Annotated in this window: 32 protein-coding genes; 1 reads left to right on the top strand and 31 read right to left on the bottom strand. The window is 59.7% G+C overall.

The window, feature by feature from the left end; genetic code table 11:
• Positions 1-90: 90 nt before the first annotated feature.
• The 24 genes from ACXR0M_RS19715 to ACXR0M_RS19600 all read right to left on the bottom strand — a co-directional run bounded on the left by ACXR0M_RS19715 (position 91) and on the right by ACXR0M_RS19600 (position 19,778).
• Positions 91-297: a tail protein X gene (locus ACXR0M_RS19715; protein WP_458833444.1), complete on the bottom strand. Its 207-nt coding sequence runs from the start codon at positions 295-297 to the stop codon at positions 91-93.
• Positions 272-1,117 (bottom strand): phage tail protein, encoded by an 846-nt coding sequence (locus tag ACXR0M_RS19710; protein WP_458833443.1) that lies wholly within the window; start codon positions 1,115-1,117, stop codon positions 272-274. Before ACXR0M_RS19710 ends, ACXR0M_RS19715 begins: the two co-directional genes overlap by 26 nt.
• 12 nt (positions 1,118-1,129) lie before the next feature.
• Positions 1,130-3,808 (bottom strand): phage tail tape measure protein, encoded by a 2,679-nt coding sequence (locus ACXR0M_RS19705; RefSeq protein ID WP_458833442.1) that lies wholly within the window; start codon positions 3,806-3,808, stop codon positions 1,130-1,132.
• A 145-nt stretch (positions 3,809-3,953) separates the two neighbouring features.
• Positions 3,954-4,265 (bottom strand): phage tail assembly protein, encoded by a 312-nt coding sequence (locus tag ACXR0M_RS19700; RefSeq protein WP_458833441.1) that lies wholly within the window; start codon positions 4,263-4,265, stop codon positions 3,954-3,956.
• Positions 4,266-4,276: 11 nt separating this feature from the next.
• The gene (locus ACXR0M_RS19695; RefSeq protein WP_458833440.1) at positions 4,277-4,780 is read right to left on the bottom strand and encodes a phage major tail tube protein; all 504 of its coding nucleotides are present in this window, start codon (positions 4,778-4,780) and stop codon (positions 4,277-4,279) included.
• Positions 4,781-4,792: 12 nt separating this feature from the next.
• Entirely contained in the window at positions 4,793-5,959 is a 1,167-nt protein-coding gene (locus ACXR0M_RS19690) for a phage tail sheath subtilisin-like domain-containing protein (RefSeq protein WP_458833439.1), read from the bottom strand.
• A gap of 103 nt (positions 5,960-6,062) precedes the next feature.
• The gene (locus tag ACXR0M_RS19685) at positions 6,063-6,491 is read right to left on the bottom strand and encodes a phage tail assembly chaperone (protein WP_458833438.1); all 429 of its coding nucleotides are present in this window, start codon (positions 6,489-6,491) and stop codon (positions 6,063-6,065) included.
• 2 nt (positions 6,492-6,493) lie between these two features.
• On the bottom strand, positions 6,494-8,077 hold the full coding sequence (locus ACXR0M_RS19680) for a phage tail-collar fiber domain-containing protein (protein WP_458833437.1): 1,584 nt from the start codon (positions 8,075-8,077) through the stop codon (positions 6,494-6,496).
• Positions 8,070-8,678 (bottom strand): phage tail protein I, encoded by a 609-nt coding sequence (locus ACXR0M_RS19675; RefSeq protein ID WP_458833436.1) that lies wholly within the window; start codon positions 8,676-8,678, stop codon positions 8,070-8,072. Before ACXR0M_RS19675 ends, ACXR0M_RS19680 begins: the two co-directional genes overlap by 8 nt.
• Complete coding sequence (locus ACXR0M_RS19670) at positions 8,675-9,562, bottom strand: baseplate assembly protein (RefSeq protein WP_458833435.1); 888 nt, start codon at positions 9,560-9,562, stop codon at positions 8,675-8,677. Before ACXR0M_RS19670 ends, ACXR0M_RS19675 begins: the two co-directional genes overlap by 4 nt.
• Positions 9,559-9,885, bottom strand: coding sequence for a GPW/gp25 family protein (locus ACXR0M_RS19665; protein ID WP_458833434.1), 327 nt, complete (start codon positions 9,883-9,885; stop codon positions 9,559-9,561). Before ACXR0M_RS19665 ends, ACXR0M_RS19670 begins: the two co-directional genes overlap by 4 nt.
• Before the next feature lie 5 nt (positions 9,886-9,890).
• Entirely contained in the window at positions 9,891-10,142 is a 252-nt protein-coding gene (locus tag ACXR0M_RS19660; RefSeq protein ID WP_458833433.1) for a hypothetical protein, read from the bottom strand.
• A 47-nt stretch (positions 10,143-10,189) separates the two neighbouring features.
• Complete coding sequence (locus ACXR0M_RS19655) at positions 10,190-10,765, bottom strand: phage baseplate assembly protein V (RefSeq protein WP_458833432.1); 576 nt, start codon at positions 10,763-10,765, stop codon at positions 10,190-10,192.
• Positions 10,762-11,280, bottom strand: a complete 519-nt coding sequence (locus ACXR0M_RS19650; RefSeq protein ID WP_458833431.1) for a hypothetical protein — start codon at positions 11,278-11,280, stop codon at positions 10,762-10,764. Before ACXR0M_RS19650 ends, ACXR0M_RS19655 begins: the two co-directional genes overlap by 4 nt.
• A complete protein-coding gene (locus ACXR0M_RS19645; protein WP_458833430.1) occupies positions 11,273-11,938 on the bottom strand; it encodes a hypothetical protein in 666 nt (221 codons plus the stop codon). The genes ACXR0M_RS19650 and ACXR0M_RS19645 overlap by 8 nt, the downstream gene beginning before the upstream one ends.
• Entirely contained in the window at positions 11,935-12,255 is a 321-nt protein-coding gene (locus ACXR0M_RS19640) for a head-tail joining protein (protein WP_458833429.1), read from the bottom strand. Before ACXR0M_RS19640 ends, ACXR0M_RS19645 begins: the two co-directional genes overlap by 4 nt.
• Before the next feature lie 2 nt (positions 12,256-12,257).
• Complete coding sequence (locus ACXR0M_RS19635; RefSeq protein WP_041481041.1) at positions 12,258-13,253, bottom strand: major capsid protein; 996 nt, start codon at positions 13,251-13,253, stop codon at positions 12,258-12,260.
• Between the two features lie 62 nt (positions 13,254-13,315).
• Positions 13,316-13,660, bottom strand: coding sequence for a head decoration protein (locus ACXR0M_RS19630; protein ID WP_458833428.1), 345 nt, complete (start codon positions 13,658-13,660; stop codon positions 13,316-13,318).
• The gene (locus ACXR0M_RS19625) at positions 13,657-14,811 is read right to left on the bottom strand and encodes a head maturation protease, ClpP-related (protein ID WP_458833427.1); all 1,155 of its coding nucleotides are present in this window, start codon (positions 14,809-14,811) and stop codon (positions 13,657-13,659) included. The genes ACXR0M_RS19630 and ACXR0M_RS19625 overlap by 4 nt, the downstream gene beginning before the upstream one ends.
• On the bottom strand, positions 14,808-16,289 hold the full coding sequence (locus ACXR0M_RS19620) for a phage portal protein (protein ID WP_458833426.1): 1,482 nt from the start codon (positions 16,287-16,289) through the stop codon (positions 14,808-14,810). Before ACXR0M_RS19620 ends, ACXR0M_RS19625 begins: the two co-directional genes overlap by 4 nt.
• Entirely contained in the window at positions 16,289-16,495 is a 207-nt protein-coding gene (locus ACXR0M_RS19615) for a phage head-tail joining protein (protein WP_041481045.1), read from the bottom strand. Before ACXR0M_RS19615 ends, ACXR0M_RS19620 begins: the two co-directional genes overlap by 1 nt.
• Position 16,496: 1 nt before the next feature.
• Positions 16,497-18,491 carry a phage terminase large subunit family protein gene (locus tag ACXR0M_RS19610; protein ID WP_458833425.1) on the bottom strand — a complete coding sequence of 665 codons (1,995 nt, stop codon included), beginning with the start codon at positions 18,489-18,491 and terminating at the stop codon, positions 16,497-16,499.
• A 4-nt stretch (positions 18,492-18,495) separates the two neighbouring features.
• Positions 18,496-19,065, bottom strand: coding sequence for a terminase small subunit (locus ACXR0M_RS19605; RefSeq protein ID WP_458833424.1), 570 nt, complete (start codon positions 19,063-19,065; stop codon positions 18,496-18,498).
• Between the two features lie 368 nt (positions 19,066-19,433).
• Entirely contained in the window at positions 19,434-19,778 is a 345-nt protein-coding gene (locus ACXR0M_RS19600; protein WP_458833423.1) for a phage holin family protein, read from the bottom strand.
• Positions 19,779-20,169: 391 nt separating this feature from the next.
• Here ACXR0M_RS19600 and ACXR0M_RS19595 point away from each other — a divergent pair, with 391 nt between their 5' ends.
• Positions 20,170-21,138, top strand: coding sequence for a hypothetical protein (locus ACXR0M_RS19595; protein ID WP_458833422.1), 969 nt, complete (start codon positions 20,170-20,172; stop codon positions 21,136-21,138).
• Positions 21,139-21,230: 92 nt separating this feature from the next.
• On the opposite strand, the gene ACXR0M_RS19590 is transcribed toward ACXR0M_RS19595, so the two are convergent.
• The 7 genes from ACXR0M_RS19590 to ACXR0M_RS19560 are packed head-to-tail and all read right to left on the bottom strand — an operon-like array spanning position 21,231 to position 25,169.
• On the bottom strand, positions 21,231-21,620 hold the full coding sequence (locus ACXR0M_RS19590) for an antiterminator Q family protein (protein WP_458833421.1): 390 nt from the start codon (positions 21,618-21,620) through the stop codon (positions 21,231-21,233).
• A gap of 4 nt (positions 21,621-21,624) precedes the next feature.
• The gene (locus ACXR0M_RS19585) at positions 21,625-21,945 is read right to left on the bottom strand and encodes a hypothetical protein (RefSeq protein ID WP_150775386.1); all 321 of its coding nucleotides are present in this window, start codon (positions 21,943-21,945) and stop codon (positions 21,625-21,627) included.
• Positions 21,917-23,230, bottom strand: a complete 1,314-nt coding sequence (locus ACXR0M_RS19580) for a tyrosine-type recombinase/integrase (protein WP_458833420.1) — start codon at positions 23,228-23,230, stop codon at positions 21,917-21,919. Before ACXR0M_RS19580 ends, ACXR0M_RS19585 begins: the two co-directional genes overlap by 29 nt.
• On the bottom strand, positions 23,227-23,529 hold the full coding sequence (locus tag ACXR0M_RS19575) for a nuclease domain-containing protein (RefSeq protein ID WP_458833419.1): 303 nt from the start codon (positions 23,527-23,529) through the stop codon (positions 23,227-23,229). The genes ACXR0M_RS19580 and ACXR0M_RS19575 overlap by 4 nt, the downstream gene beginning before the upstream one ends.
• Positions 23,520-23,729 (bottom strand): hypothetical protein, encoded by a 210-nt coding sequence (locus ACXR0M_RS19570; RefSeq protein ID WP_041481054.1) that lies wholly within the window; start codon positions 23,727-23,729, stop codon positions 23,520-23,522. Before ACXR0M_RS19570 ends, ACXR0M_RS19575 begins: the two co-directional genes overlap by 10 nt.
• Entirely contained in the window at positions 23,722-24,384 is a 663-nt protein-coding gene (locus ACXR0M_RS19565) for a replication protein P (protein ID WP_041481055.1), read from the bottom strand. The genes ACXR0M_RS19570 and ACXR0M_RS19565 overlap by 8 nt, the downstream gene beginning before the upstream one ends.
• Positions 24,384-25,169 carry a helix-turn-helix domain-containing protein gene (locus tag ACXR0M_RS19560; protein WP_458833418.1) on the bottom strand — a complete coding sequence of 262 codons (786 nt, stop codon included), beginning with the start codon at positions 25,167-25,169 and terminating at the stop codon, positions 24,384-24,386. Before ACXR0M_RS19560 ends, ACXR0M_RS19565 begins: the two co-directional genes overlap by 1 nt.
• Positions 25,170-25,228: the final 59 nt, after the last annotated feature.

Raw genomic sequence — 25,228 nt, 5'->3', positions numbered from 1 at the left:
TCTATCCAAAGAAAAGCCCGCACAGGGCGGGCCAAGAGAGCGGAGCGTTACGCGTAACACGAGGTGATGCCGGCGGCGTGTCCGGACGGGTCAATCCCACAAGGTGATCGACTCGGCCACCGGCGGCGGCAGATCCGGCAGCACGATCAGCAAGCCGGCGCTGTAGGGCTGCTCCTGATCGGCCAGCCCCTGATTGGCATCAAGCACCGCTTCGACGCAGCCGCTCAGATGCCCGTAGTAGTTGTGACAGATGGTGTCCAGCAAATCCCCGTCAGACGTCCTGCATGTCGTCGCCATAGCGTACAAACTCCAATGTAAAGGCCTGTTTGCGCGGAATGCCGCCGGCCATCAGCGCGCTCTGTTCCTCGTCCACGCTTTTCAAGCACCACGTTCCAAGCACGTCGCCATACCCGGTGGTCAAGGTCAGCGGCTCTTGCTGGGCGCCCATCGATCGCAGCGTATCGAGTTGCTTGAGGCCGCCTTTCAGGCCCGGAAAGATCGCCCCCTTGAGGGTGATTTTCTCGTCGCCCATGCCGACCGCCTGCTGTGCAGGACGGCGCGACAAGCGCTCTTGCGAAGCCCAGCGGAATTCTGTCGATCGGCGCAACTCGTCAAACGCGGCCGTGTCCAGATTGAACGTGTACTGCGGCGCCTTCGGGTCGCGCGGCTGGATAATCAGCAGGTGCGGGAACGGCTTCACCGCTTCCGGCGCCGGCGTCTGGTCCGTCGCAAAGGCACCGGTGGGCACGATGTTCGCCAGCGATGGGCTGACCTTGCCCGCGATCTTGTTGATGGCCGTGGCGGCCTTGCCGGCTTGTTCCTTCAGCACGCCCAGGCGCTCCTCCACCTGGGCAACCGCGCGGGTGGCGGTGCCGTACATGGCCACCACCCGCCCCACTTGCGCCTGCGCGGCGTTGATCCCGCGCATCGCGCGCTGCAGCTTTTCCCCGACCGCCGGCCCGACAAAGGGCAAGCCCTCCAGCTCTGACGCGGCGCCGGTGATTTCGCCGATCGCGCCATTCACCGGCCCCAACATGCCGTCCAGGCTGCGCCGGCCCGTCTCGCCGGCCGTGGCCAGATACTTCAACCCCGACTGCAACTGCCCCAACGCTTCCATTTCCATCCCCCCTTAAACGTGCGGCTTGTCATAGAGCTGATTGCTCCCCACCTGCTTGGCCATGTCGCGGTAATACTGATCGAGCTGCGGCTTGATCTGCGCGAAGAGCTGGTTGCCGTCCTTCACGTCGCCGTTCACCGTCAGCGAAAACGGCGCCTGAATCGCCACGTTGGACTCGACTTTTGGCGCCACCGGCGCTGCAGCCATGGGCTTGACCAGCGCCCCCGCCGCAGCGTCTGCACCGGCAGGCGGCATCATCATGTCTTTGGCGGCCATGCCGATCTGCGGCGGCGGTACAGGATCCTCCAGCCCGGAGCGGATCACCTTCGGTCGACGCAGCTCGGAACCCGGGAAGCGCACCTTGTTGGCAAAGTGCGGCAACAGCATGGCGTCCTTCGAATTCAGGTCGCGCGGGTCATACGACACCGGCGGCGCCTGCGGCAAGGCCGGCGCCATTGATGCGCCAAGGTCCACGCCCTTGCCGGGATTGGTCAGCATCAGCGGACCGGTGGCCGCCGGCGCGAACGCCTTGGCGGTAGCCCCCAACGATGTACTGCCCAGCTTGGGCGCCATGTCCTTGCCGGCATTGGCCATCATCAAAGGCCCGGCGTCCGGGACCTTTTTCAGCGACTCGTCGGTACCGAACATCTTTTTACCCATGTAGCCGCCGAGCAGATCCCCGCCCTGACTGCCCAGGTACCCGCCAATCAAGCCGCCGACAATCGTGCCGATAACCGGCACCGCCGAACCGATCGCCGCGCCCGCTGCCGCACCGGCCAGCGTGCCCGCCAAGCCGCCAGCGGCCGCGCCGTACCCCTCGGCCTTCTCGTCCTGCGTCTCGGCGTTCTGATAGGTGTCATAGACCTTGTAGGCGGCCTCAGCCACTGCCACCACCGCCGTGCCCTTGACCACGCTCCCGACGCTCGGCTGCTTGTAGCCTTTCGCCCAGCTTTCCTTGGCGCCCTTTCCACCCTTGCCCTTGCCCTTTTTGCCATCGCCGGCATCGAGGTCGCCAGCATCCAGCCCGCCGCCCATGCCGCCGGCGCCCATGTTGGTCACGATGACTTTTTGCGGGATGTTCGGATTGCCCATCAGCGAACCCCGGCCGAGGTTCATCAACCCCTTGGCCATCTTCAGGCCGCTCATTGCCGTCGACAGGCCGATCAAGCCAGCCGTGGCCAGACCGATGCCGATCACCAGTCGCGGCGACTCGTCGGCCAACTTGGCCATGCCCTGAGCCACCGAACCGATCCCGTCGACCACGGCATCCGTCACCGGCCGCATGGCGTCGCCGATCGCGCGCATCGAGTCGTCAAGGTTCTGCACCATTTCCGACTGCTTTTGCGCCGACGACTGCCGGCGTTCTTCCAGGTTCTTATCCAGAATCCCGGTCGCGCTGGCAGAGTCCTTTTTCAGCTTCTCGTACAGATCCTTGTTCTGCATGTACGCGGTCAAGGCGCCCTTGACCTGCATGTCGGCGAACAGGTCGCCCGTTCGCAACGCTGACTCCAGCGAGGCGATCATCGCCTTGGCTTTCTCCGGATCAGACTCCTTGCTGATCGCGGCCGTGGCCTTGGCCATCTCGGCGGCCTTCTTGGGGTCGGTCGCCTCAATGTACTTTTGGGCCAGCGCAAAGCTGGACTCCAAAGTCGACTTGCCATTTTGAAGCCCGGTGTTCATCGAGCCTTGATAGTCGATGCCGGCCTTCTTGTACGCCGCGACGGTGTCGCCGGAGCCGATTTTCTCCATCCAGTTCTTGAGGTTGTTCGCCGCCTCGTCCGAGCCGCCGGCAGTCTTCATCTGCACCTGCAGCATCGCACCCAACTGCGTCACCGAGTCCATGCCGGTGATGCCCAACTTGCCCATGCCCGCCAACAGCTCGGGGAACCACTTGGCCATGTCGGCCGCTTCGAAGCTGCCCGCCTGCCCTTGGTAGGCGATCGCCTCAAGCGCTTTTTGCATCACCTCGGGGTCGGTGATCTTGGCGTTTTGCCCCAGGGCGTTGATCATCTTGGCGGTTTCAGTGCCGTCAGAACCCTGACCGACAGCGAACTTCGCCGCTGTCGGCGCATACGACAGCGCTTTATCCAGTTCCATGCCGGCGCCCACCAGGGCGTTGACTACCTCGGCCACCTGATTGCGCGCCATGCCGGTATCGCGCGACGTGTCGATCACGGTCTTGGACAGCGTCGCCTCTTCAGGCGCGTTAGCAATGCCGGCCTTGATCGCAATGTCACGAATGATTGCGCCATAGTCCGCGCTGATCTTGGCCGGCACCGCCATCGCGGCCGACGCGGCGGCAGCCCGGCCGATGCTACCGCGCATCTGCTGCTTGCCTTCGTCAAGCTGCATATGCCCCTTGGCCTTCAGCTCGGCCCCGCGCGCCGTCTTGCCCATCTGAGTGTAAGCCTTGCTCAGATTGCGGACTTCGACGCCTTCCTTCTTCAGCGCTGCCAGATTGGCTTCCAGCTTCCTGCGCAGGGCGTCGGCGCCCTTCTCGCCTGCCAAGTGCGCCTTACGCCACTCGTCACGCAGACGCATGGTGTCGCCAATGGTCTTTTCGAGTACCCGGGCTTTTTTCCCGGTGTCCTCCAATTTTTTGATGCGGCCGCTGACGTCCTTGAACGCCGCTCCCACCGTGGAACTGACCGCCCCGCCAATCACCAGCCCGAGCGCGAGTTTATTGCTCATGTGCTTGCCCTATCTTGCAGAGTCGAAAGCGGCTCAATCCCTGAGCCACCACAGCATCCGGTCAAAGGGCATGGCCTCGATCTCGGCGGCAGAGAAACCCGTCTCTCTCGCCAAGGTCTTGGCCGCCACCCGTTGGGTCTCGGCGTTAAAGCTCATCCTCTTCGACCAAGCGAAAATAGCCGGCCTGCAGGCGGTTGTAGTTGCGCGTGGTCAGGGCCGCAATCTCGGGTTCGGTCGCCTGCAGCAGACTGCAGAACATGTTGATTTCGAGCTGTTCGTAGTCGCCTTTGGCACCCGCCGAAGCGGCGCGCTGATCGCGCACAGTCGGCGCTCGCATGGTCACCTTGTCGACCTTGATGCCGCCGAATTCGGCGGTGCCTTTGAAAGTGATAACCGCGCCCTCATCGGTCACGGACAGCCACGACGGGTCAGGTTTTTTTGCGCTTACTTCAGTCATTTTCAAATTCCTTACATGCCCAGGGCAGAACGCTCTGCAGCCAGTTGGTCGACGCCATCCACCACAAAAATCATGTTCAGCGGATCAGCTTCGAACATCACACGGCCGTCAATTTCAAGCTTGTAGTAGGTGATCTTCACGCCGTGCTTGATTTCACCCACGGTCGCTGGCTTCCAGTCGCCCATGTCGACCTCTTTCACACCGCCGCGCATGGTGACGATCACCGGCGTCACGCGGCCTTTCAGATCCGCGAAGGCGCCACGGAACACCAGACTGGCCGCCGTCTGGTCAGCCAGACCGAAGAACTTCAGCGCCTCGCGGCGCACGCCGTTGGTGGTAAATGCCGATTCGATTTTTTCCAGACCCACGGCGAACTCGATCGGGGCGAACATGCCGCCGCCCTGATAGTCCTCCACCTTTTGGGTCAGCTTCGGCAACGACAGGGTCGGCACGTCGCCGGAGAAGCTGACGCCGTCGACAAACAGGTTCATGTTCTTCAGAACTTGAGGAATCATTGATAAGCCCCCTTAGGCTTCAAGCACTTCAGTCAGCCACTCGTTGGTGACCTCGATCAGGAAATTCGGGTTTTCCGCCGGCGGCACGTCGGTGAAGCGGATGCGCCAATAAATCTTGCCCTGCTCGATCTGGCTGGCCGTGTTCAGCTCGGTGTCCGCGTAGACCTCGAAGTTGATGATCGCGCCGTCGTTCTTCTGGTCGCGCATGAACGCCTGCAGGCCTTCGGTCACGTCCTTTACGTAGGTTTTGGTGATCGAGCGGTCGACCGCCCATTTGTGGCCTGCCTGAATCGCATCCATGAGGATGTCGCAGGTACGCACGCGGGTAACAAACGACCACTTCGGATCGCTCGACAGGGTGCGGTTGCCCCACAGGCGATAGCCGCCATCACGAATGATTGTGGTGACATTGGCGTTGTTGAGCAGGTTGGCCCGGCAGGTTTCGTCGCCGTCCAGAAACTCGATCGGGCGAGAGGTGCCGGTAATGCCGACGAACTCCTTGTTCGACGGCGAAGCCCAGTAGCCGTAAGTCGCATCGGTCCACGCGAACAGACCCGCCACCCACGCAGACCCCGGCGCGTCCACCGTGGCACTGGTGACGGTGTCCCAATACCGCACGCCCGGATCGACCAGATACAGACGCTTGCTGCCGAACTCCTGGGCGTAGGCCAGCACCGCCTCGTCGGTGGTATTCGGGCCGTCGATGATCGCGATCGCGCGCAGCTTGGCGGCCAGTGCGTCCATGGCAGTCGCCACGGCCTGAGTGGCCGAATGCTTCGGCGCGATCAGCAGCTTGGGCTGGGCGTTGTGCTTGCTCTTGCCATCGAGCAGCGCCTGCAGGCCGGTACGCTGATCCGAGGTCAGAACGCCGCCGATAATCGCTGAGGTTTGCAGCGCGGCGTCTTCCAGCTTGGGCACGCCGACAGCGACGATCACCGCCTTGGCGCGCACATAGATCGCCTGGGCGGCCTTGGTAATCGCCGAGTCAGCACCGAAGGCGGCGATCGCCTCGCGCTCGGACGTGAGCAGGATCAGTTCGCCAGCCTTGGCCGTGCCGCCGCCGAGAAGGCCGGGGGTGAAGGTGTCGCACAGACCAATGATCGAGGACGACGGCAGCGAGATAGTGCGCGCACCGGTGTCAATCAGCGTGGTCGTGACACCGTGAAAAAAACCACTCATAAGGGTCAATCTCCAGAAACGAAAAAGCCCCGCATAAGCGAGGCTGTGAGGGTGTTCGTGTTACGCGTAACGGAAAAGAAAACGCCCCGTCAGTGCGGGGCGTTTATTGAACCTGCTCGGCTAACCAGGGCGGCGCGATAGGGCGGTGTTCGGCGAGTGGGAATTGCTCGCCTTGCGGCCAATCGCGCAACAGCCGGCGGTAGCCTTGCAGCTCGGTATATTGCTCAGGCGTGATCGAGGTCGACCCGCCTTCCTCAACCTCGTCGCGATGGCGTGAAACCAGAGGGTCAGTAGTCGCCAATTGCCGATCGCGCCAAGCACGCTCAGCTGCGGCCATCACCTCAGCGCCAGGCGCCGGTCGCTCGACCAGGATAGGGCCGCCGAATTCGTCAGCAGCAACAACCATTCCGGCAGACTGACCATCCAGAATCGCGCGGCGGCGCTCATCGGAAACCTCGACGCCGTCATCAGGCACGTCGAGGTTAATGGTGTCGTCGTAAAAGCCGCGCTCAGACGCGCTGTAAAAGATCATGATCAATACCCCCACGCTCGCCAAGTTACGAGCTGACTGGCTGAAAGGTTAGGCCCGGTGTTTGCGTTTACAGAAATGGTACTGAGGCTGCTGCTGTTCTTTCTCGCGCCGGCCGTTGCGAACTCACCACCACCCGATATGGCCGAATTGGATACCCCCGCAATCATCCCAAGGACTGCATTCGGGAAAGCGATGGGCAAAGTGACAACTATCTCAGTGTTGTCATTGATCGTTACGGTTCCCCATTGCTCGATCAACCCAGACGGTAACTTCTGGTATCCGTTTTGCCCGAGGCTCGACATAAACCCTTGCCTGAGCTTCTTCGGCGTGACGATCGTCGCGTCATCGGTGCCGGCATCAAACTGCGCCTGCGTGGCGATCTTGGCCGTACCGAGCTTGATTTCGGTGGCCTGGGTCGCCAGCGCTGCGAGCGCGGCAATGTCGATGTTTCCCTGATTGATCGGCGCATTCCACGCCTTGATACACCACATCACCGCCAAGTTGCGCGGGCGGACGGTTCGCCAATAGGCAGCGCCGTAATTGCCGCTCAACATTCCCTGAGAGGTGTAGTTGATGTCGGCTGAGAAATTCGGCGCAGAGTCAGCGTCGATTTGCGCAACGTTGGCGATCCCCTGAACGGTTGGGCCTATACCATCATCCCCCTGCACTTTCGTGCCCGCCTGATAGCTGCCAACAGCGCGCCCAGCATCTACGCCCCGCCCATGGTCCCAGCCTCGCAGAAACTCGCCGCGCGAGTCAGGCAAGCGGAAGTTGCCGGCGCCCTCGTCCCCCTTGTTGAAAGCGGTGCCGAGGAACGCCGCCAGATCGGGATAGACAGCAATGCTCTTGACGCTGCCGTCCAGCTCCAGAAACCCGGGCGCCACCTTATCCAGCGGAAAGGCCACCGTGGCACCTACAGGCAACGCCGAGGCCTGCGCGATCATCGCCTCGATTTCCGGTTTGGTGTAGGCATCAGTGATGCCCATCCCGGCCAGCGTGGCCGGGTTGTCACCTGAGACGAAAACCCCGCGATCGTTGACCTTGACGCGGGTGTACTGACCCGCTTCCTTGTTCTTCGGCAGCACCTCCAGAATGACCGCGTCGACGTAGGCCCGCGAGGCCAGCACGATCGCCGGGTCGATCTTGAGCTGAATGTTGCCGGTACTGGTGACAACGAAGTTCATCCGCACGATCTGCGTGCGACCCGAGCCTTGCGAAAGCAACGGCTTGAAGCTCGGCGCGCAGTTGGCCACCGCCACCAGATCGCCGTCCGCATCGTAGAGGCCGATTTCGCGGATCCACTTACCGCCTTCATCGGCCGGAATGACCTGCTCGGCGATGATCACCGCCGGGTTGACCGGGTCGATCTTCAGTTGATTGAGTGGCTTTCGGCGCCACTCATTGAGCAGTTTGGCTTGGCCGGCCGAGGGCACAGGGTTGGGCGGATCGGCCAGCCCGTTGGGGTTGGCATCCCCCACGCCCATTTGCGTGATCAGCCAGGGAATGCCGAGCGCGTCGGCGTTCGCCTGCTTGGCCATCCCCACATTCGTGAGGATCGCGAAAAACTGCGAGTTCGCATCAATCATAGTAAACATCCAGGGTATCAATGGTGTGTTCGCGACCGACCACGCCAAAGCTGCCGGTGACCTCAATGTCACGCATGACGGGCGGGTAAACGTCGATTTCGTCGCCTTCGTAGAGGGACACGGCGATATTCAAATTGCCTTGAGTTTCCAGGCTGATCGCCAGCCCGGTCAGATGCCGGGTGACAGGCTTGGCGTCGTCGATCAGGCGCTCAAGCTCCTGATACATTTCTTCGGTGATGCCGGTATCGAGAACCCCGACCTTCAGCGCGAAGGTGCCCGGCTCGCCCTCGGGAACGGTCTTGAACCACTCGACGATCTCGATCAGATAGCCCAGCGGCTCGACCACGCGGCGAAGCGCGCCGATCGTGCCCTTGTGCTTGTGAATGTAGAAAGATGCCTTGATGGCCGCGCGCTTGGTCGCTTCAGACCATCGGTAATCCCAGCGATCGACCGACCATGCCCACGCCAGATGCGGGAGCAGTTCGACCGGGCAGGTGTCGGGGTTGTACAGGGTGCGCAGCGGGACAATCGTTCGGTCGTAGAAAGCCGCCTCGATTGCCCGCTCCAGAGGCGTGCTATTGCTCGGCAGCAGGCTTTTCATGTCGCCCCCGCCATCGTCACGTCATAACCGGTGCACCACGCTGCCTGCGCCTTCGTAGGTGCCAGATCCTGCCAGCCCACCAGCTCGACCCGGGAAACGCCGGCAATGTGCAGTTGAGCGTCCACAGCCGAACGGGCCACCTCAACCCCCAGCCGCTTGCGTGGGTTGATCCACGCGGCGAGCCGGCGCCTCGCCTCGGTCAAACTGGCGTCACCCTCAGGTCCGGCGCTGCTCATGTGCAGGATGGCGTCGATCCGGTACTCAAGAATTTCCGCGCTCTGCACCTTGACCCGATCGGCGACCGGGCGGGTGTCCTCGTCATCCAGTGCCTGGCGGACAATGTCCAAAAGCTCGGGGCTAGCCTCGCCTTTGCCTTCGGTACTCAGCACCGTTACCGTAACGTTGCACGGCGCCGGGCTTTCGGCCGAGGCGTCAGCCACCAAACCCGAGGCGTTACGTGTGTGCAGGATGTAGCTGTTACGCGGCCCCGCCGTGGTCAGCCCCTCATAGGCCAGTTGAATACGTTCTCGGTATGGATCGTCCTCTTCCAGCACTTCAGGCACTGGCGGCGTGGCCGTCAGATCCTCGGCCTGAATAACCAGGCGCGGCAGATTGACGTTGCCGCCAAGCTGATCGAGGTCACTCTTGATCGCGTAGGCCAGCAGCAGCGCCTTGGCCCCGTCGTTGACCCGGGCACGGTTGCCGAGCTTGTTATAGGCGCCCACCTCCAGCAGCTTGACCACCGGATCTGATTCAAGGTTGGCCGTCCAGTTGTCGCCCATGGACCCGCGAAAGATGCTCAGGGTGCCTTGATAGGTGTCCTCAAAGTCCAGCGGCTCCAGCACATCCGGCGCCGGCAGCGCTGACAAATCCAAGATACTCATGCGCTCACCTCGGCCAGAAAGTCGTTACCCAGGTATTCGCCGGCAACAACCAAATCAATTTTCCCGCCCAGCACTGCCACCACCCGGACGCTCTTGAGCTTCACGCGCGGCTCCCATCGATCGATCGCTCTCACCGCTTCGGCCTGCACCGAGCTTTTCCAGCCGGCATTGACCGGCAGGTCCACGTAGGTGCCCAATTTGCTGCCGTATTCGGGCCGCTCGCGTCGACTGCCGAGCGGCGTGCTGAGAATGTCGCCGATGGACTGAATAACGCTGTCGATGCCGGTAATGGGCTGGCCGGTACGGCGATCCATTCCGATCATCTGCGTTACTCCTGGGCTTCAAGTTCGGGATGGGACTTCAAGAAGGACACCGCCTGTTCATCGGATACCGACACCTCTACGGCGGCCTTGACCACCGCCAGCGTGCGATTCGTGCCGGGGATGCACAGCGTGCGCGAGATGTAGAGCTTGTCGCGAAACTTCAAAAGCAGGTCCGGTGCTAGCAGTTGTGCGGGCACGGGTTGGCGAATCGGTGACGGCAGTGGCTCATCTAGCGCTTGCTCTTTGTTCTTGGCCATGGGTTTCCTCCGGGCACAAAAAACCCGCACTTGGCGGGCTGGGTTGATTAATGCTTGTGGTGGTTGTCGCTGTTGCCGGCGGCTATGATGTTTGCGTCGCCGTCGATGTTGCCCGTTACGTGTAACGGCCCGTCGATTTTCACCGGCCCTTTGATGTTCACAGCGGCCTCAATGTCGACCGTACCAGACTTCACAGTCACCGCGTTATCCGTAACGACCAGCTCTGTACCGCCGACCTTGATTGTCACGGTCCCACTGGGCACGGTGATCGTGTAGCTGCTTGCTTCCCAGTCGTAGACCAGCGAACCCTCATCATCAAACCGCCAGACCTCGACGTGATCGCGATTGTCGGGCTGGGCGCCGGCTTGGCCGTAGAGCCCGGGGATAAACGTCCCGATTCCGGCCTGACCGCTGGGGTTGAACAGCACACCTTGCTCGCCGGGGGTCGGCGCCCGCCAGTGCCGAGCCTTGCCAGCTGCGAGGCTGTGCCATCGCACCCAGGCACTTGTCCATTCGCCACTCGATACCCGCACCGTCCCCGCTGGCAGATCGACCCCGACCACTACGCAGGGCATCAGCATGGCCGCGATCATGCGGTCATGCTCACCGCTCGGATAACTCATGGCAGGTCCTCCGGCGCGAAGAACTCACTGCCTTGGGCATCATTGATGCCGAACAACAGCGAACCCGGCGGCTCGTCCGGCCAAGGCCATTCCTCTGCTCCCAAATGAAGTTTGTGAGTCCACTCGACGACCCAAACGGTGTAGCCATCCAGCTCCGGTTTGGTCCAGTCCTGCATGGCCTGGACGAACTCAGCGGGTTCCACCGCAACGCCCCAGGTTTGCATGCGTAAGAGCACCGCCAATTGAGCCGCCAACTGGGCGGCTTGCTGACAATGCTTCGCGCGAATGGGGTCGACGATAATCCGTGCTTCAAACCTGCAGATCAGAGGTGTCTGCCCGGTACCGATATCAGTACCAGGTTCCATCTCTGCCATTTCAATGAACACCGCGGGCAGCGCGATACGATCCTTGATATCGGGCCATGCCGTGACAGCTCTGACGCCTGGCAGATGGCTCAACAGGTGCTGCTCGATCGCTTGATAAAGCTCATCAAGGGTGAATGCTTCGTCAGACATTAACCGCCCCCTTCAGGTACTTTTGAAACTCGAAGTTCAGCTCCTGCTGCAGGATCTCCAGCAAGCGGGCATGAGCGCGTTTGACCCATTCGTCGAAGTGCGGCCGTGCGCCTTCCAGCGATACTTTGGCCTTGGCCAGTGGAAACCGACTGCCGTTTTCTGCGACCCAGCCCGAACTGGCGCCACGACTCGCCGACACTGTCGTATCGGGGTAGTCGTCAGAATGGAAGTGCTTGCTCGCCGTGCGGATCCAGATGTCGGGCTTGTTGCCGTATACCTGTTTGAGGAAAGCGCCCTGATAGCGCCGACCAGCCACCGATACGCCTTTGCCGTTTTGCCGCGCTCGACCAATTCGGCTGGACTCAATGGCATTCAGCCCGAACCACAATTTGCCACTTGCGGCTCTGCCGGCTACCGGGTAGCTGCGCAAGCGCTGACGCACCGCCGCTACGGCAATGCGCTCCTGCCGGCCGACTGCACGCGCAATGTGAGTACGCAACCAGCCCAGCGTTTTGTTGATCGCTCGACGCTGAGCAGCAGCGGCAGCTTTCGGTACCAACGCAGCGAAACCTTCGAAGGCTTGCAGATCCGCCGCCGAGGACTGAATTGTGAGCATTCCACCACTGGCCGAGGATTTGTAATAGCTGCCGACGCTCATGCTCGCATCCTCAAAATCAACGTGACCAATCCGTCACCGCTCGGCTCGAGCTGAATCAGGTCGTAGTCACCGCCACCATCCAACGCAGGCAAGTCAACGCTGACCAGCATGCCCTGCTGCAGCCCCTGCGAATCGCTGACGCGGATCTCGAAGCGCGGTTCGCGCAACCCGGTGTTGAGCTTGCCGAACTTGGGTTGTAGCCAAGGCGCGGCGAACATGCCGAACACTGGCTCTTCGCGACCCTCGATCCGCGCCATATCACCCAGCGTTTCGAACACCACCGCGTCGACATCGGCGATCAGATCACGAAAGCCCATGGTCAGAGTTCCAGCAGGATCTGGGCGCGCGGTCGAGTGCACAGATGCAGCGGGTTCGACTGGGCTTCGCCGGCCATGCCTTTGTTGAAGGGCAGCGGCTCAATCATGCTGTAGTACGGAATGCCCTGCGTGTTGACCGTTTCCATGTAATCAGCCGGCGCGAACACCGAGATGTACAGGTCGGGAACGCCTTCCGGGACCAGCAGCGCCTTGTCGTCATGGACAAAGGAAACGCCGGCTACCTTGCCACGGTAGCGCTCCCAGATGATGCCGCCGAACTCGAAGCTTTCACGAGCATCACCGCGCAGAGCCGCTGCCTGTTGACTGTTCAGGTAGGTCTCTTTGACCGACTTGTGAACGATCAGCTTGTTCCAGAAGTTCTTGCCGCAGAAAGCGCGCGAGCCGGTACTGGTCACGCTGCCCAGCGCATCCTCCTGCATGTCCAACGCCTCACCGCATTTGACCCGCAGCTCGGTACCGGCTTCAGTCAGCCCCATGGACAACTTCTGACGCTGCACACCGAAGCGCTCATACAAATCCAGCAGAACCGTCGAGCCATCAGCGTCGAGGATCTGGCCGTTGAGTGCGCCCATGCGCTGGAACTCATGCGTGGCGTCCAACTGTCGACGCGCCTTAGCCAGACGCGCATTGACCACGTCCTGCACCGCCTGCAGCTCAGTGCGAGTGCCGAACGCGCGGATGCCTTGGATCTCATCCGCCTTAATGGTGAAACGCTCCGGCAGATGCACGGTGTTGAACGGGATCAGGTTGCGCTTGCTCGCAGCAACCACCAGGCCAGAACCACCGCGCTCACCGGCCGGCACCAGTGCCAGGGTGTCACCGTCCTTTTCAATCTGCACGGTCAGGGTGGTAATGCCTTCCTCGCGGAACAGGCCCAGGGCGCTGATGCGGCCCGGCAAGTAGGGTTGATCATTGAGTGCAGCGGTCAGCGAGGTAACGGTAAACGCTTCGTCTTCAAAAATGGCGATATCGGCCATGGGTACTCTCCAGAAACGAAAAATCCCGCACGCGGCGGGATGCATATAAAGAAGGAAACGTCTTAGCGGAGGATCAGGAAATGAGCGGCCAGATCTTTTTCGGCTTCAGGATCCAGCCCCGTCAGGTGCGCTTCGCTGACCTCAGCCATGCGTGCTACCGCGCGACCACGGCGCACGATGTCCGACTCGCCCAACGGCCCGTAAAGGATCGCGACAGCAGATTGGGTGCCGTCTTCGGCGGCCGGATCATACGGCGCAAACTCGCCCGTGGCCGTCACCAGACCGAGGACTTGGCCCGAATTCAGTGCCGGGCCGGCGGCGACATTGATCGTTTCCCGCGAAATATTTCCGGCGCCTTCGGACAGCAGGAATTCACCTGCGTGCATCGGTTCCTGTTTGATGTTCATGCTCGTGCTCCTTTCGCGCTTTGCGCGGTTCCAGTTTGGGCCGCTTGACGAGCGGCCCAAATCGAGTTGGGGTCAGGTTGTTTGGCCAGCACCTTGGGCGCCAGATCGTCCGCCAGCGGCAGACTGTTGTCGATTTCAAAGCCCTTACCGCTGGTGACAATTTTGTCGAACAGACGCGCCCGCACCGCCGGCGCATCCAGACCTGCCGCGACATACTCGGCGCTGAATTCAGGCAGCCGCGCGGCCACGCAGAGGTCGTTAATCGCCTTGGCGCGTGCCAGGCCGGCCAGAACAATTTCTTCGCTTTCGAGCTTGGTCGAACTGAGTAGCGACTCGACCAAGTTGCTGATGCCCGCTGCCGTACAACGCTGGGTGATCATCAGTGCCAACTTGGCCGAGTCGACTACAGGCGGTACCAGCGGAGGTTCTATAGGTTCGAGTTCGGGATCCGACTCAGGTGGCTCGTCGAGCTGCGCCACCAGCTCAGCCGGAGCGTGCTGGAACCGTTGCAAAACCGCGCCTTGACCTAGGCAGGCTTTGACCTTGATGCCGTCGCCGACTTCGTCTGCAAGACCAAGCGCCACTGCTTCGTTGGCAGTCAGCCAGGTTTCGGCATCAACCATTCGCCGTAGCTCGGCCTCATCGATGTCGGGCGCCTTGGCCTTATAGGCCGCGATGATCGCCTCCAAGGTTTGATCCAATACGTCAGCGACTCGGCGGAAGTCCTCGGCGCCCCCGCCTGCATAGGTGTATGGGTTGTGAATCATCAACATGGCGTTCGCCGCGATAACTACGCGGTGGGCACCGCACACAGCAACACTGGCAGCACTCGCTGCCAGTGCATCGATCCGGCCGGTGCAGCGCTCGCCCAGCCGCGACAGCGCGTTGTGCATGGCCAGCCCGTCGAACAGGTCACCGCCGATACTGTTGAACGCGGCGACCACCGGCGAAACACCGTCGTCCATGGCGCGCAGATCCTGCACAAACTGATTGGCAGTGATGCCCCACGCGCCGATCTCGCCATACACGAAGACTTCGATCACTCGCTCGATGGACTCGCCGCTGGCATGAACGGCGTACCAAGTCTTGTCCTTGACCTCGACGCGTTTGCCGGCGCGGTTGTAAATACGCGGTTTCGCGCGCTTGCTCATGGTTGCTCCTTGTCGTCGGTGTCTTCGACGGCATCAAGGGTGTTGTAGTTGAGGCCCAATAAGGTGGCGCGTGCCAGATCAGCAGCGTTTTCCAGATCGACCGTTTCGGCGTCGTAGCCAGTGCGCAAAACCATCTCGCTGCGCGACGAAAAACCGGCTCTCACCTCCATCGCTCGCGCCTGCACGTCCTGCACCGGCTGGATGTAAGCCCAGCCTTGTGGCACCCAGCGGGTGCGCAGGTATTGGCGGCGCTTCTGTGCGTAATCGTCCAGCACCAAGACACCCGACAGCACCGCCATGTCCATCCACGCAGTCCGTACCGGGCGGCAGAGTTGATGCACGTACACGCTGAACTGCAGCTGTTCCAGGCGACGCCGAAACTCGTTGAGTACCACCCGCAGCGCTCGATCGTTGATGCCGCGCATGTCGCCGGTGAGGATCTCGTAAGGCGTACCGCTACCCGCCGCTGCAGCCATCAACTGCTGACGCATGAAGTCCGAGTAGTTGTTACCCGCGTCCGGCGGTTTGGAAAATTCCACCTCTTCGCCCGGACCGAGTTCCTGCATGGTGCCGGGTTCGAGCGCAACCATGGGCGTGAAGCCGTCGCGGTCCAGATCCAATAACGCGCCGGTGACCGGATCGCGTGGAGCCGGCCCCGCGTCCGGCGACGGGCGCTTGATGAAACCGGCGAACAGGTTGGCCACCTCCTGACGGAACAGCACCGCGTCGTCGTAGTTGTCCAGACTGCGCAGCCGTTTGAGTACCGGCGACAATCGCGGCACACCGCGCAACTGGCCAGGTTCGACCGGTTCGAAGATGTGCAGCACCTGTGCGGCCGGGACGCGCACTAGCTGGTTGTAGCCGGCATTCAACGAGGCCGCATCACGCGGGTGCGACAGGTACATCCAATACGCTACCCGCTTGCCGCCGGGCGTGAACTCGATGCCGGCGCGGATGACGTTGCCGTTCTTGGTGCTCTCGAATTTGTCGTGCGGCACGAACTCCGGCGCCAGAATCTGCAACTGCAGCGGAACCGCCAAGCCTTCATCCAGACTGCGAGGACGCAAGCGAACAAAGCATTCACCCGATGTTTCTACCGTGCGCGCCACCAGCGCCTGCTGGCCGTAAAAGTCGGTGCGGTCATCCGCATCCGACTCATCGACCCAATCGCACCACAGCTCCTGCAGCAGTTTGCGCAGGGCATCATCATCGGTTGCTGGCCGAGGGGTGATGCCGGTGCCGATCAGGTTGCTGACCCGCTTGTCGATGACGTTGAAGGCATACGGATCATTGCGAACCGCCGCCCGGGAGCGCGACCGCAAATTGCGCAATGCCGGGGTGTTGATGCTGTTGATCCCGTTGTCAGGAGCGTCCCAGTTAGCGGATCGGCGGCCTTCACCAGCGCCTTCGTAACTGGCCTTGATGTTGGACGGCAGCACAAAGCCGTTACGGGTCAACGTCGGAAAATGTCGGGCCATTAAAGTCCCTTGCCCCCGTGATAAAGGCGAACCACGCGCGAACGCGGCCCGGCGGCGCTGGCCAGCGACGAGCGTATTTCTTCGCGCGCCTTGAGCAGCTCATCGACCGTGCGGTATTCCACAGTACGGTCGGTGTAGCGCACAGTTTTTTCACCGCGAGCAATCGCCGCCTCAACCGCGTCGAGGTGCTTTTTCGTAAATGACATATCAGCGTCTCTTCAGGTAGCCACTGGTGGAAATGCGGCGTTGTGGGGGAGCGGCTGCCGGACGTGATTTCACGGCTGGTTGCGGCGCCTGCGGTACTGCCGTTGTTACGACTGGCTGGCTGAGCCGTTCGCTCTGAACGGGTTGACTGTTATCGCCCGAAACCGACTGGTTGACCGCCTGCCGAATCCGCGCCCAATCGTGATCCTGGTAGCGATTGATACCGAGGTAGTGGGCCATGGCCAGGTTGTAAACCATCAGATCGAGCGCTTCGTTACGCTCGGATTTGCCCTTGGTCCATTCGATGCGTTTATGCCCCCTGACGTAACGAGTGACTTTGCGCTCAGCCACGCACTGGGCGAAAAAGTCATCCGGCAGGTCGTTGGCAAAGTGCAGCGCTCCCGGGCCGGTGTCGAATACATAGCGGTTATAGATCCAGTCCTTCGCCGTGTCGGTACCAACAATCCATAGCTCGGCGCCATGCCGTTCAGTCAGGCCCTTCCATGTCACGTCGACCATCGAAGGTCGCTGCGCGATCACCGGCCGGCCCCGCTTGCTCGCCCCCTTGATGGCGAACACGCTGCGCCAGCGGCGCATACGACAGAACTGATAGACCTCATCCGTATGGTTACCACCAGAGTCGACCGCCGTAGCCATGATCATCAGCTCGGCACCACTAGGGTGTCGGTAACGGGCCTTAAGCAAATCATCCAGCGCCGCCCAAGTACGCTCATCTGCGGGGTCGCCGGAGATCACTTGAAAGTCGACCACCCAGCGCTCCATGCCGGCACCCCAACCCATCACCATCAATTCCAAGCGGTTGGCTTGGGTGTCAACAGAAGCGGTCAGCATCAACACGCCGTCGGGCATTGAGCCAAGTCCGTAGCTTTCCAGCCGCGCCCGTTCCCTCAGCACATCGGCTGAGGTTTGCTCCTGAGCGCTATCCCAAACCTTGGCCAGACGGGTGTTGTAAAACACCTGCATCGGCTCCAGATCGCCTTTGGCCTGAGCCTTTTTAGCTTTTTCGAATTGCTTGGCCAACGACGCCCAACCCGTCCAGCCGGGCGGCGAGTACAGCGCATTCAAGTTGAAACCAATGGTTTCGCCATCGCCTTGGGTGTGTGCCCGCCACTGCCCTTTCGCCAGCATCTCGCCCTTATAGCGCTCCTCGATCAGGACGTCGCAGTCGGGACCGGCACATTGGTAATGCACAACCTGAAAATCCGCCGAGTAATGCAAGCGCTCCCATTCGAGAACCTGCATATGGTCACAGGTTGGGCACGGCACGTAGTAGTAACGCTGATCGCTGACCTCAAACAGATCAGCGATCCGGGACGCCCCCCTGACCGTCGGCGAACTGGAAAAGTAGAATTTTGCGTTACGGCCGAAAGTACTACCGCGAGTCTCGGCCAGTTCGACCGGGTCGCCCTCTTCACCCACGTCCACACTCCAGCGATCAACTTCGTCGCCATAGATGTAGCGGGCGGAAAGCTCCGCCAGGTTGGCCGCAGAACCGGCCGTGGTGATGTACAGCGAACCACCCTCGAACTCCTTCGTGTCCATGGTGTTGCGCGCATCCCGCGAGCGGTTGGACGCCACGCGCTCACGCAGCACAGGCGTGGCCTTGATGGTTTTACCAATCCGCGACGATACCCGCTTGGCCAACCCCAGACTGGGCAACAACGTGAGGATGTTGGACGGGGCCATATGGATCAGGCCGCCGATCCAGTTCAAGGCGATCTGCGTTTTCATCAACTGCGAAGCCACCATAGTCACCACCCGTTTGCACGGGTGGGCTGGTGACAGACAGCGCATCGGCTCACGCGCATAAGGGGTGCGCGAAGTGTGGTATTGACCAGGCTCGGCCGCACCCGTGTCGCGCGGAATGCGCATGTACTCGTCGGCCCACTGATCAATCCAGACATCTGGCTCTGGTCGTTGCCCACGGAAATACGCTTCGCGGTACACCGTCGCACCGTTCGATATTTCTAAGGACATAGGTTTAGCTCGGGGTAATGGCTTGTTGTAGATCTACTGCTGACAGCCGCTCAGCATCTTCCAGTGTCTGTCGCAAAGCGGACGTCAGACGCTTTTCGATTTGCCATGGATCTGACAGCGAGGCCAGTTCCGGCGATAGCTGTGGCGCCATTCCAAGCAAAAGATCGCGAAGTAAGCGACCGGCGTTATAGGCCGCATCTTCGACCGCTTTGCGCTCTACCAAGGTGCCTCGGGCTTTAAGGAAATTGTCTTTTTCCTGAAGCGATAGGTAGTGCTCACGAAGAGCGCGTGACTTTTGAAAGTCGGGTACCTGACCAGAGGGGTCATCTACAAAGTCTGCGATGACTATTTCCAGCGGTGGCTGATCACTCCGCTTCGGGCGATTGCGCTCATGTCGAGCGACGACGGCGGCCTTGCTCGGGTCGCTCGTCATGGCCAGAAGCTGCTCGCTGGCCTCCACATCAATCTGCCCGGCAGCATTCAGAACGAGTCGTTCATTCTTGACCAGCTTGCCAACGTACTGCCGAGACCACCCCTTCAGCTCGCAGTACTCCTTGCGAGTTACAAAAGCCATGCGGCCTCCATCGTCGTGGCTTGTTAAGTGTGTCAACTAACCCGGCTCAGTTGACAAGCCTTCTGGCCATTGCGCCGGGGCTGCTGTTTAAGAAAATGAACAGGCATGAAAAGGCCTGCAGCCCAATAGAACCGGGGGTACTTCACTAAAAAGCTTTTTTTGGATCACGAAAATTCTGTCGCTGAAAACCCGGCATTCCTTGTCAACCTGTCAACCGCTGTCAACTAACTTTCCAGCCCTGTGGCTAACGCTTTCCCGCGGGTTTCCGACCCCGTATCCTTTGAATATCCCTAGGGGCCCCGGCGATTTTCGGCGCCAAAACGGTGCAACGCTGCTCGCGTGGCCGAAATTGGCACACCGGAACCAACTCATTTATGGCGCATATTGGAATCTGATGCTGGAGAACTGACCCCCGCTTTTCTAGCCAAAAACTGGGTATAGAGGCCTCCCGCGACGTCTGCCCCAATCACAGCGATCACGATGCCCAGTCCCGCAGCCAAATACAGGTTGTTCCAGAGCGCCATTGCGAGCAGCAAAGTAGCCATTCCCAAAAGACCGGATGCGAGAAACCGTAGCGCGACGCGTTGCAAGATCTGTTGTAAACCGAGGTCACTACCTGACGCTCTCAGCATCTCCCCCGATAGGCCGGCCATACTCAGCAGTATCAGTAGCCATAGGGGTACATCCGCGAGAGCTTGCTGCTCCGTGCTCATCTGTAGTCCTCAAATAGGTTCGGCCTCCATGTCACTGTCATCCGGGCAGTGCAAAGAGCCAGGCATGGGGCCGAAAACGAAAAAGCCCCGCTCAATGCAGGGCTTGTATGTAGGTATAAAAAAACCGACTCAGTGGCCGATTTTTTAAAGCGTTTCGCTGCGTTCACAGCAATTCACGCTGCCATAAAAACAAATTTATTCCGCGCGGAAAAGCCTTTTTCTCTTCCGTCTGCTTTTTCTAACCACCTACAGATCTATTGGCGCTCACGCTTTCCGGCCGAATGACGCAAGGATAGCACTGTGCCATAATGCGCACACACCAAATTCGAAAGCCTTAGCACTATAAACTTGCATAGCCCAAAAACCACTACAAACCATTAAGGACGCTGCGATGCTAGAGGAACTTTTTAAATTGGCCAAAGAAGGCCAGCTCATTACATACTTGTTTGTAGCACTCCTTTATGTAGTAACAGGATATATACTTTTCAAGAGTGGATTCGCCAAGAAACTAATTCGCAGTATGGGACTAGTTTTCTACTCAGACTCTAGCAGCTTTCAATCCAAGCGAATGACCAGTCATTTATTTGAATTGGAAGAAAAGATTCAAGGCATCCAGAAACGTCTTGCAAACAAAAACCTAGAGGCCCAAAGAAGCGCAATTGAGGCTGAACTCGAAGACCAGCTTACTCGAGACATCCCCAAGATAGTCTCCCGAAAGCTTGAGAAAATTAAAACACTTGATAACGCCTTCGACTCTGAATTAAAAGCCACAATCGAAGAAGCGGTGTCCGCATTTCTTTTGGCGAATGAACCTTTAAAATTACTGGAGGATCGTCGAGAGCAATTGCGCTTGAAAGAGCGTGCAGAACGCGGAAATATACTAGAAAAAACGATCCAAGAGCAGTCTCAAAGCGCTGGCCGCCTCAAAGCTGTAATGATCAACCTATTTGTGATCTTCAACATCGGTGTCTTACTAATTTATTTATTTGCCGCTGCTTCATTAACAGATCGTGCAGTAACTGCAATCATTGGTCTTTACGTCAGCCTAGCAGCCTTCATTGTTTACATCTACCGCACGTCCAACTTTAGATCTTCCGTCCTACTTGCACTCCGGGAAGACGCAAAGAAATATTTCGATGCCGATGACTATATCAGAAGGCTTAAACCAGGAGCCTCGCCTAACGATAGAGATATCGAAGTTTTAAAATTATTACTTCTAAATCGAGCCGAGCGTGAAAAAATGGCAAACCACCCTTACGAGCTAATCTTAAAAGGAATAACGAACTCTAACATCCAACTAAAAGGTGGAAAGATGATAAGCTCTAAAAAACCAGCCAAGAACGACACGGAATCAGCTTAACAAGCAGACCATTAAAATGCAGTAGCTGTATTTAGCACAACACAGCTACTGATTTTTTCAAGCCGCTGAAACTTTGCGACTTGGTATCTATATCAAGCGACCTCCCGAATCTCACTCACTGCGCAATCAATCCAAGCAGCCCCTGCCCTCGCCAGCTCCCTCGCCTTACCTTCACTGATTCCATATTGCTTACCAACTTTCACCATCGCCCATTTGGCGCCGTAATAAAGCCAGATAACGTCGCCCATTTGTTGATCTCGGTGCGCAAGCCTAGCGACGGCGCTGTCGATAGCCATAGCCCATTCATCCGTGATGCAATAGTTATTGCTTGCAGACGGCTGTGCTACTGCTTGGCGCATCAGCGCGAACGTTGGAGAGGCGTAACTAGGCCCCCCCATCCCATCCATCCTCCACCAGCCCCACTGCTCCAGTAAGTATTCGGTGTCTCCCAATGGTCGGCCCGCCGGCTTACGAATCATCATTCCTTCAATCCCCTGTGTAATTTGTGCCGCCCGCCCCCAGGCGGTTCGATCGTTCGTATTGGCTTTGTGGTTCGCTCATCAGCGGCGAACCTTTCAGCGCTGCAATTTCACGCTGAGCGTGCTGCAATTTGAAACTCAATTGAGTGACCAACTCGTCGGAAGAAAGCACCAACTTGCTCCCCCAAACAACCCAACCTGAGCCGTTGCAATCAGTGCAAACCAGCTCATAAAACAGCCCTTTCACCACCGCGTTCCCCGCGCAGATTGAGCAAGGCTCCAGCTCGATCCGTTCCCGCTTAAAGCCAGGCACTCGCCCTTTTTGCATGATTTGAAACCTCGCCTATGGTTGTTTCTTCAGTGGCCTTACGGGCCTTATGTTCTGTGGCTTGCAGCGAATTACCGGAATCTTCAAATCTAAAGCCGGTCAATCCATGAATCGCAGCAAAGCCTTTCTGATCTAGATGTGCGTGCCACTGTTCAAGGGCATCCCGCTTGCGGCTCATTACGTCCGACTGGATGTAAACCTTCACGTTGTGGCCCATCGCGTGGTTGATCAGCAGCTCGCCAATCAGGTGGTCGACGCCGAGGTCTGCCCAACCGGTGCGAGCCACCTTGCGCAGGTCGTGGCTGGTCCACTCGCCCTGCCCCAACCGACGAAACACTGCGCAACCTTGAGCCTCGCCCAGCGCCTTGCCGTTGCGCGCAGGGAATAGGCTCTGGCCCTCATAGCCTCGGGCGAACTGGCCTTCGCGGTACCGGATCAGCAGCGTGCACACTTGCTCGGTCAGGGGCAGGTGATGCTCGACACCGGTTTTCGTGTTCTCGGCCGGGATGAACCATTCGCGCTCGGCAAGGCTGATGTGCGACCAGCGCGCCATCCGGGTTTCACCGATCCGCGTGCCATGGCAGAGCATCATCAGTGCGAGCATCGAATCCAGCGGCGCCGTGGTCATGACGTCGGCCAGTTGCCCGAGCAGGCCTTCCAACTGAACGCCGCGCAGACGGGACGGCTTGATGCCGACCTTCGCTTTGGATAAGTCGTTGAAACGGATCGCCGCCATCGGATTGGACGTGATCATCCCCAGCTTGGCCGCCTGCCGGAATGCCAGGGCCAGTAGCTGGAATGCGGAACGCACGTAGTCGATGGAAACCATCTCTTGCAGCGGCCACATCAGCAAGGTGTCGAGCGCAGCCTTGTCGATACCGATCAGGGGCAGTTCGCCGAGGCGCGGTTTAAGGTGACACTTGATGATCGAGGCGCCGGTGTTCTTGCGCTTGGTCGACAGATTGCGATCGCGCGACATGCGATCCGCGAACCAGTCCAGCAGTTCGCCAACAGCGTTCCACTTCGACAGGCTCGCGCCCTCCCCGGCGCCCAGACGCAGCCGAAGCGACGGCAGCGCCGCTACAACCTGTTTGTGAGTCAGCTCGGGGAACGTGCCGATGGGATTCCACTTGCCCTTCAACACCAGGTACCACGAGCCACCGGTTCGAGCCTTGTTGAAGCGCAGGTACAGGCCCTTATTCTCAATGTCGCGTACGTCCTGTACGGTGCCGGCCACTTGGCGCTTGATCTCAGCTTCGGTGATCTTCACCGCGGCGGTACTCATGCGGCCCCCTTAACGGTGAGAATTCCAGCCCTGATCAGGGCTTCGTGGGTTTCGGCGATGGCGCGCGGCACGTCCTGCCAGTCGATCTCGCCGGCGGCGCGCCCGCCGATTACGTCGTGGCAAGCGCTGCACTCGAACACCGCCACGGTGTCAAAGCCTTTCATGCCCATGCCCTTCTGCCCGCAAGGCAGATGCGCGAGGACGGTCGTTTCTGGATTGTGATTGCATATGCCTGGCATCCGGACGGTGCACTCTTGGCCATTGGCTGAGGCGCGAAGATTCTTCGAGCTCACTCGCATGCAGGCTTCCCCGTCACGACGTCGACGACTTCGTAGGTCCCAGGCCACATCCACGAGCCATAACGCTTGGCCATGGCCTCGTCGGCAAACAGCGCCAACGCGTGGTCAGGCGGCGAACTCAGATCGACCTTGAACGAGCAGCAGAACACTGCGAAGCGATAGGTATCGATTTCAGGAACAGCCAGGCGGCGGTCAGGCATGACGGGCAGCCCCCGATCTCATGGCGCGCAGCTCGGAGAGCGCTCTGTTTCCGATCTCAGGTGTACGGCGGCCGTCAACTCGGGCGGGCAATGCCAGCGGCATCTTTTGGAGCGGCAACCCATCGATCAAACGGCGCACGGTGATCACGTAGTTGCGCTCGAACAGCTTGCGCGCCAGCGAGGTTTCGAGGCGGTTCAGACTCTCGAAACCAGACTCCTTGGCCGTGTGCCAAATCGCATCATGTGACCAGTTCGCTTGGCCGGCCATCGACGGATGGACATTGCGGCTCGCTTCGCGAAACGCCGTTTCGAGCGGTGGCAGCCCAAGCATTTCAGGCGTGGGCTGGCACAGGTTTATGAACTTGCCTACGCTCGGCGCGAAGTCAGAGCCAAGCTTCCGGCACTGCTCGATGCCGAAGCGAATCTGCTCGACCTTCGTGATTTTCTCGGCCATGAACGCCTTGGTCCAGGTGGCTTTCGCGGCGTTGACGGCCTCTTGATCAGGCCAAGCCTGCTTCCACGCCGGGAAGATTGCCATCAGCTCGCGGAACAGTGCGTTGATGACTTGGACGGTACCCGCATCCGCCTTCACTGGCGCGACCTCAGCCGACGCCACATTGGGTAACATTTGCAGCACACTCGAAACAGACTTCATCACAGACCTCCCAGGTCATCACCCCAACTGGTGTCGTTGAAATCAGGCTCTTGACCACGACCTGCTGCCTGCACTCGCTCACGCTTCACCCACTGGACCAGGCGGTAGCACCAGCCGGAGCCGGAATCGAGAGTGTTTGGCTTGGCGCAGTGGAAGCCCTTGAACTTCCGAACCGCTTCGTCAGGGACGCAGTCGGCCGGAAGCCCCGCGATGGCGATCTGATCCGACAACGCTTTCTCGTTCGGCAACCAAGTCGCGAACATGGAAAAGCGCTGGTGATTATCCTGCGGCTCGATTGCGGCGTTGTTCTGCTCCGCGATCGCGGCATCAATCTCGCGCTGCTGCTCTTCGGTTAATTGATGGTTAAGTGACGGATTGGGTGCAGCCGCTGCACCCCGTTCTGTCTTAGCTTGCACCCCGTTCTGTTGTGGGTTGCACCCCGTGCCGTCATTTGCACCCCGCTCGGAACGGGGTGCAGCATTTGCACCCCGCAATAATTGGAGGTCGTAAACGACTGGGCGTCGGTCATGGCGATCAATGTGAACAGCAGCAATCGCCTGATTGCCCTGCTTGATCAGCCCCAACTTCTCCAGGTCATCTAACTTGTAACGCACGGTACGCTCAGAAAGACCGGTGTCCTGAGCCAAGGTGGAAGCTGACGGAAACGCGCCAGCACCGTTCGATCCGGCATAGTTGGCCAGGCACAGCAGAACGTGCCGTGCGCTGGCATCCTTGAGAACTTGCGTGGGCAAAGACAGCGCCCATGACATTGCTTGAACGCTCACAGCGAGGCTCCGATATTCAATTCGGCAAAACGAGATGACGTGTGTTGCGACACGCTTTG

It is taken from the genome of Pseudomonas sp. Eth.TT006, from assembly GCF_054456575.1.
The sequence above is the reverse complement of the archived record's forward strand: the minus strand, read 5'-3'. Positions and strand labels throughout refer to the sequence as shown.

What these genes read in the sequence shown, in the direction of transcription:
- ACXR0M_RS19700 (WP_458833441.1), bottom strand. Translation starts at nt 4,265, where the DNA reads ATGACTGAAGTAAGCGCAAAAAAACCTGACCCGTCGTGGCTGTCCGTG.
- ACXR0M_RS19670 (WP_458833435.1), bottom strand. Translation starts at nt 9,562, where the DNA reads ATGAGTATCTTGGATTTGTCAGCGCTGCCGGCGCCGGATGTGCTGGAG.
- ACXR0M_RS19605 (WP_458833424.1), bottom strand. Translation starts at nt 19,065, where the DNA reads ATGGCTTTTGTAACTCGCAAGGAGTACTGCGAGCTGAAGGGGTGGTCT.
- ACXR0M_RS19570 (WP_041481054.1), bottom strand. Translation starts at nt 23,729, where the DNA reads ATGCCTGACCGCCGCCTGGCTGTTCCTGAAATCGATACCTATCGCTTC.
- ACXR0M_RS19620 (WP_458833426.1), bottom strand. Translation starts at nt 16,289, where the DNA reads ATGGCCCGACATTTTCCGACGTTGACCCGTAACGGCTTTGTGCTGCCG.
- ACXR0M_RS19680 (WP_458833437.1), bottom strand. Translation starts at nt 8,077, where the DNA reads ATGATTGATGCGAACTCGCAGTTTTTCGCGATCCTCACGAATGTGGGG.
- ACXR0M_RS19595 (WP_458833422.1), top strand. Translation starts at nt 20,170, where the DNA reads ATGCTAGAGGAACTTTTTAAATTGGCCAAAGAAGGCCAGCTCATTACA.
- ACXR0M_RS19580 (WP_458833420.1), bottom strand. Translation starts at nt 23,230, where the DNA reads ATGAGTACCGCCGCGGTGAAGATCACCGAAGCTGAGATCAAGCGCCAA.
- ACXR0M_RS19665 (WP_458833434.1), bottom strand. Translation starts at nt 9,885, where the DNA reads ATGATCGGAATGGATCGCCGTACCGGCCAGCCCATTACCGGCATCGAC.
- ACXR0M_RS19710 (WP_458833443.1), bottom strand. Translation starts at nt 1,117, where the DNA reads ATGGAAGCGTTGGGGCAGTTGCAGTCGGGGTTGAAGTATCTGGCCACG.
- ACXR0M_RS19590 (WP_458833421.1), bottom strand. Translation starts at nt 21,620, where the DNA reads ATGATGATTCGTAAGCCGGCGGGCCGACCATTGGGAGACACCGAATAC.
- ACXR0M_RS19685 (WP_458833438.1), bottom strand. Translation starts at nt 6,491, where the DNA reads ATGATCTTTTACAGCGCGTCTGAGCGCGGCTTTTACGACGACACCATT.
- ACXR0M_RS19645 (WP_458833430.1), bottom strand. Translation starts at nt 11,938, where the DNA reads ATGAGCGTCGGCAGCTATTACAAATCCTCGGCCAGTGGTGGAATGCTC.
- ACXR0M_RS19650 (WP_458833431.1), bottom strand. Translation starts at nt 11,280, where the DNA reads ATGTCTGACGAAGCATTCACCCTTGATGAGCTTTATCAAGCGATCGAG.
- ACXR0M_RS19565 (WP_041481055.1), bottom strand. Translation starts at nt 24,384, where the DNA reads ATGAAGTCTGTTTCGAGTGTGCTGCAAATGTTACCCAATGTGGCGTCG.
- ACXR0M_RS19715 (WP_458833444.1), bottom strand. Translation starts at nt 297, where the DNA reads ATGGCGACGACATGCAGGACGTCTGACGGGGATTTGCTGGACACCATC.
- ACXR0M_RS19635 (WP_041481041.1), bottom strand. Translation starts at nt 13,253, where the DNA reads ATGGCCGATATCGCCATTTTTGAAGACGAAGCGTTTACCGTTACCTCG.
- ACXR0M_RS19640 (WP_458833429.1), bottom strand. Translation starts at nt 12,255, where the DNA reads ATGGGCTTTCGTGATCTGATCGCCGATGTCGACGCGGTGGTGTTCGAA.
- ACXR0M_RS19675 (WP_458833436.1), bottom strand. Translation starts at nt 8,678, where the DNA reads ATGAAAAGCCTGCTGCCGAGCAATAGCACGCCTCTGGAGCGGGCAATC.
- ACXR0M_RS19610 (WP_458833425.1), bottom strand. Translation starts at nt 18,491, where the DNA reads ATGTCCTTAGAAATATCGAACGGTGCGACGGTGTACCGCGAAGCGTAT.
- ACXR0M_RS19705 (WP_458833442.1), bottom strand. Translation starts at nt 3,808, where the DNA reads ATGAGCAATAAACTCGCGCTCGGGCTGGTGATTGGCGGGGCGGTCAGT.
- ACXR0M_RS19600 (WP_458833423.1), bottom strand. Translation starts at nt 19,778, where the DNA reads ATGAGCACGGAGCAGCAAGCTCTCGCGGATGTACCCCTATGGCTACTG.
- ACXR0M_RS19695 (WP_458833440.1), bottom strand. Translation starts at nt 4,780, where the DNA reads ATGATTCCTCAAGTTCTGAAGAACATGAACCTGTTTGTCGACGGCGTC.
- ACXR0M_RS19630 (WP_458833428.1), bottom strand. Translation starts at nt 13,660, where the DNA reads ATGAACATCAAACAGGAACCGATGCACGCAGGTGAATTCCTGCTGTCC.
- ACXR0M_RS19625 (WP_458833427.1), bottom strand. Translation starts at nt 14,811, where the DNA reads ATGAGCAAGCGCGCGAAACCGCGTATTTACAACCGCGCCGGCAAACGC.
- ACXR0M_RS19585 (WP_150775386.1), bottom strand. Translation starts at nt 21,945, where the DNA reads ATGCAAAAAGGGCGAGTGCCTGGCTTTAAGCGGGAACGGATCGAGCTG.
- ACXR0M_RS19690 (WP_458833439.1), bottom strand. Translation starts at nt 5,959, where the DNA reads ATGAGTGGTTTTTTTCACGGTGTCACGACCACGCTGATTGACACCGGT.
- ACXR0M_RS19660 (WP_458833433.1), bottom strand. Translation starts at nt 10,142, where the DNA reads ATGGCCAAGAACAAAGAGCAAGCGCTAGATGAGCCACTGCCGTCACCG.
- ACXR0M_RS19655 (WP_458833432.1), bottom strand. Translation starts at nt 10,765, where the DNA reads ATGAGTTATCCGAGCGGTGAGCATGACCGCATGATCGCGGCCATGCTG.
- ACXR0M_RS19575 (WP_458833419.1), bottom strand. Translation starts at nt 23,529, where the DNA reads ATGCGAGTGAGCTCGAAGAATCTTCGCGCCTCAGCCAATGGCCAAGAG.
- ACXR0M_RS19615 (WP_041481045.1), bottom strand. Translation starts at nt 16,495, where the DNA reads ATGTCATTTACGAAAAAGCACCTCGACGCGGTTGAGGCGGCGATTGCT.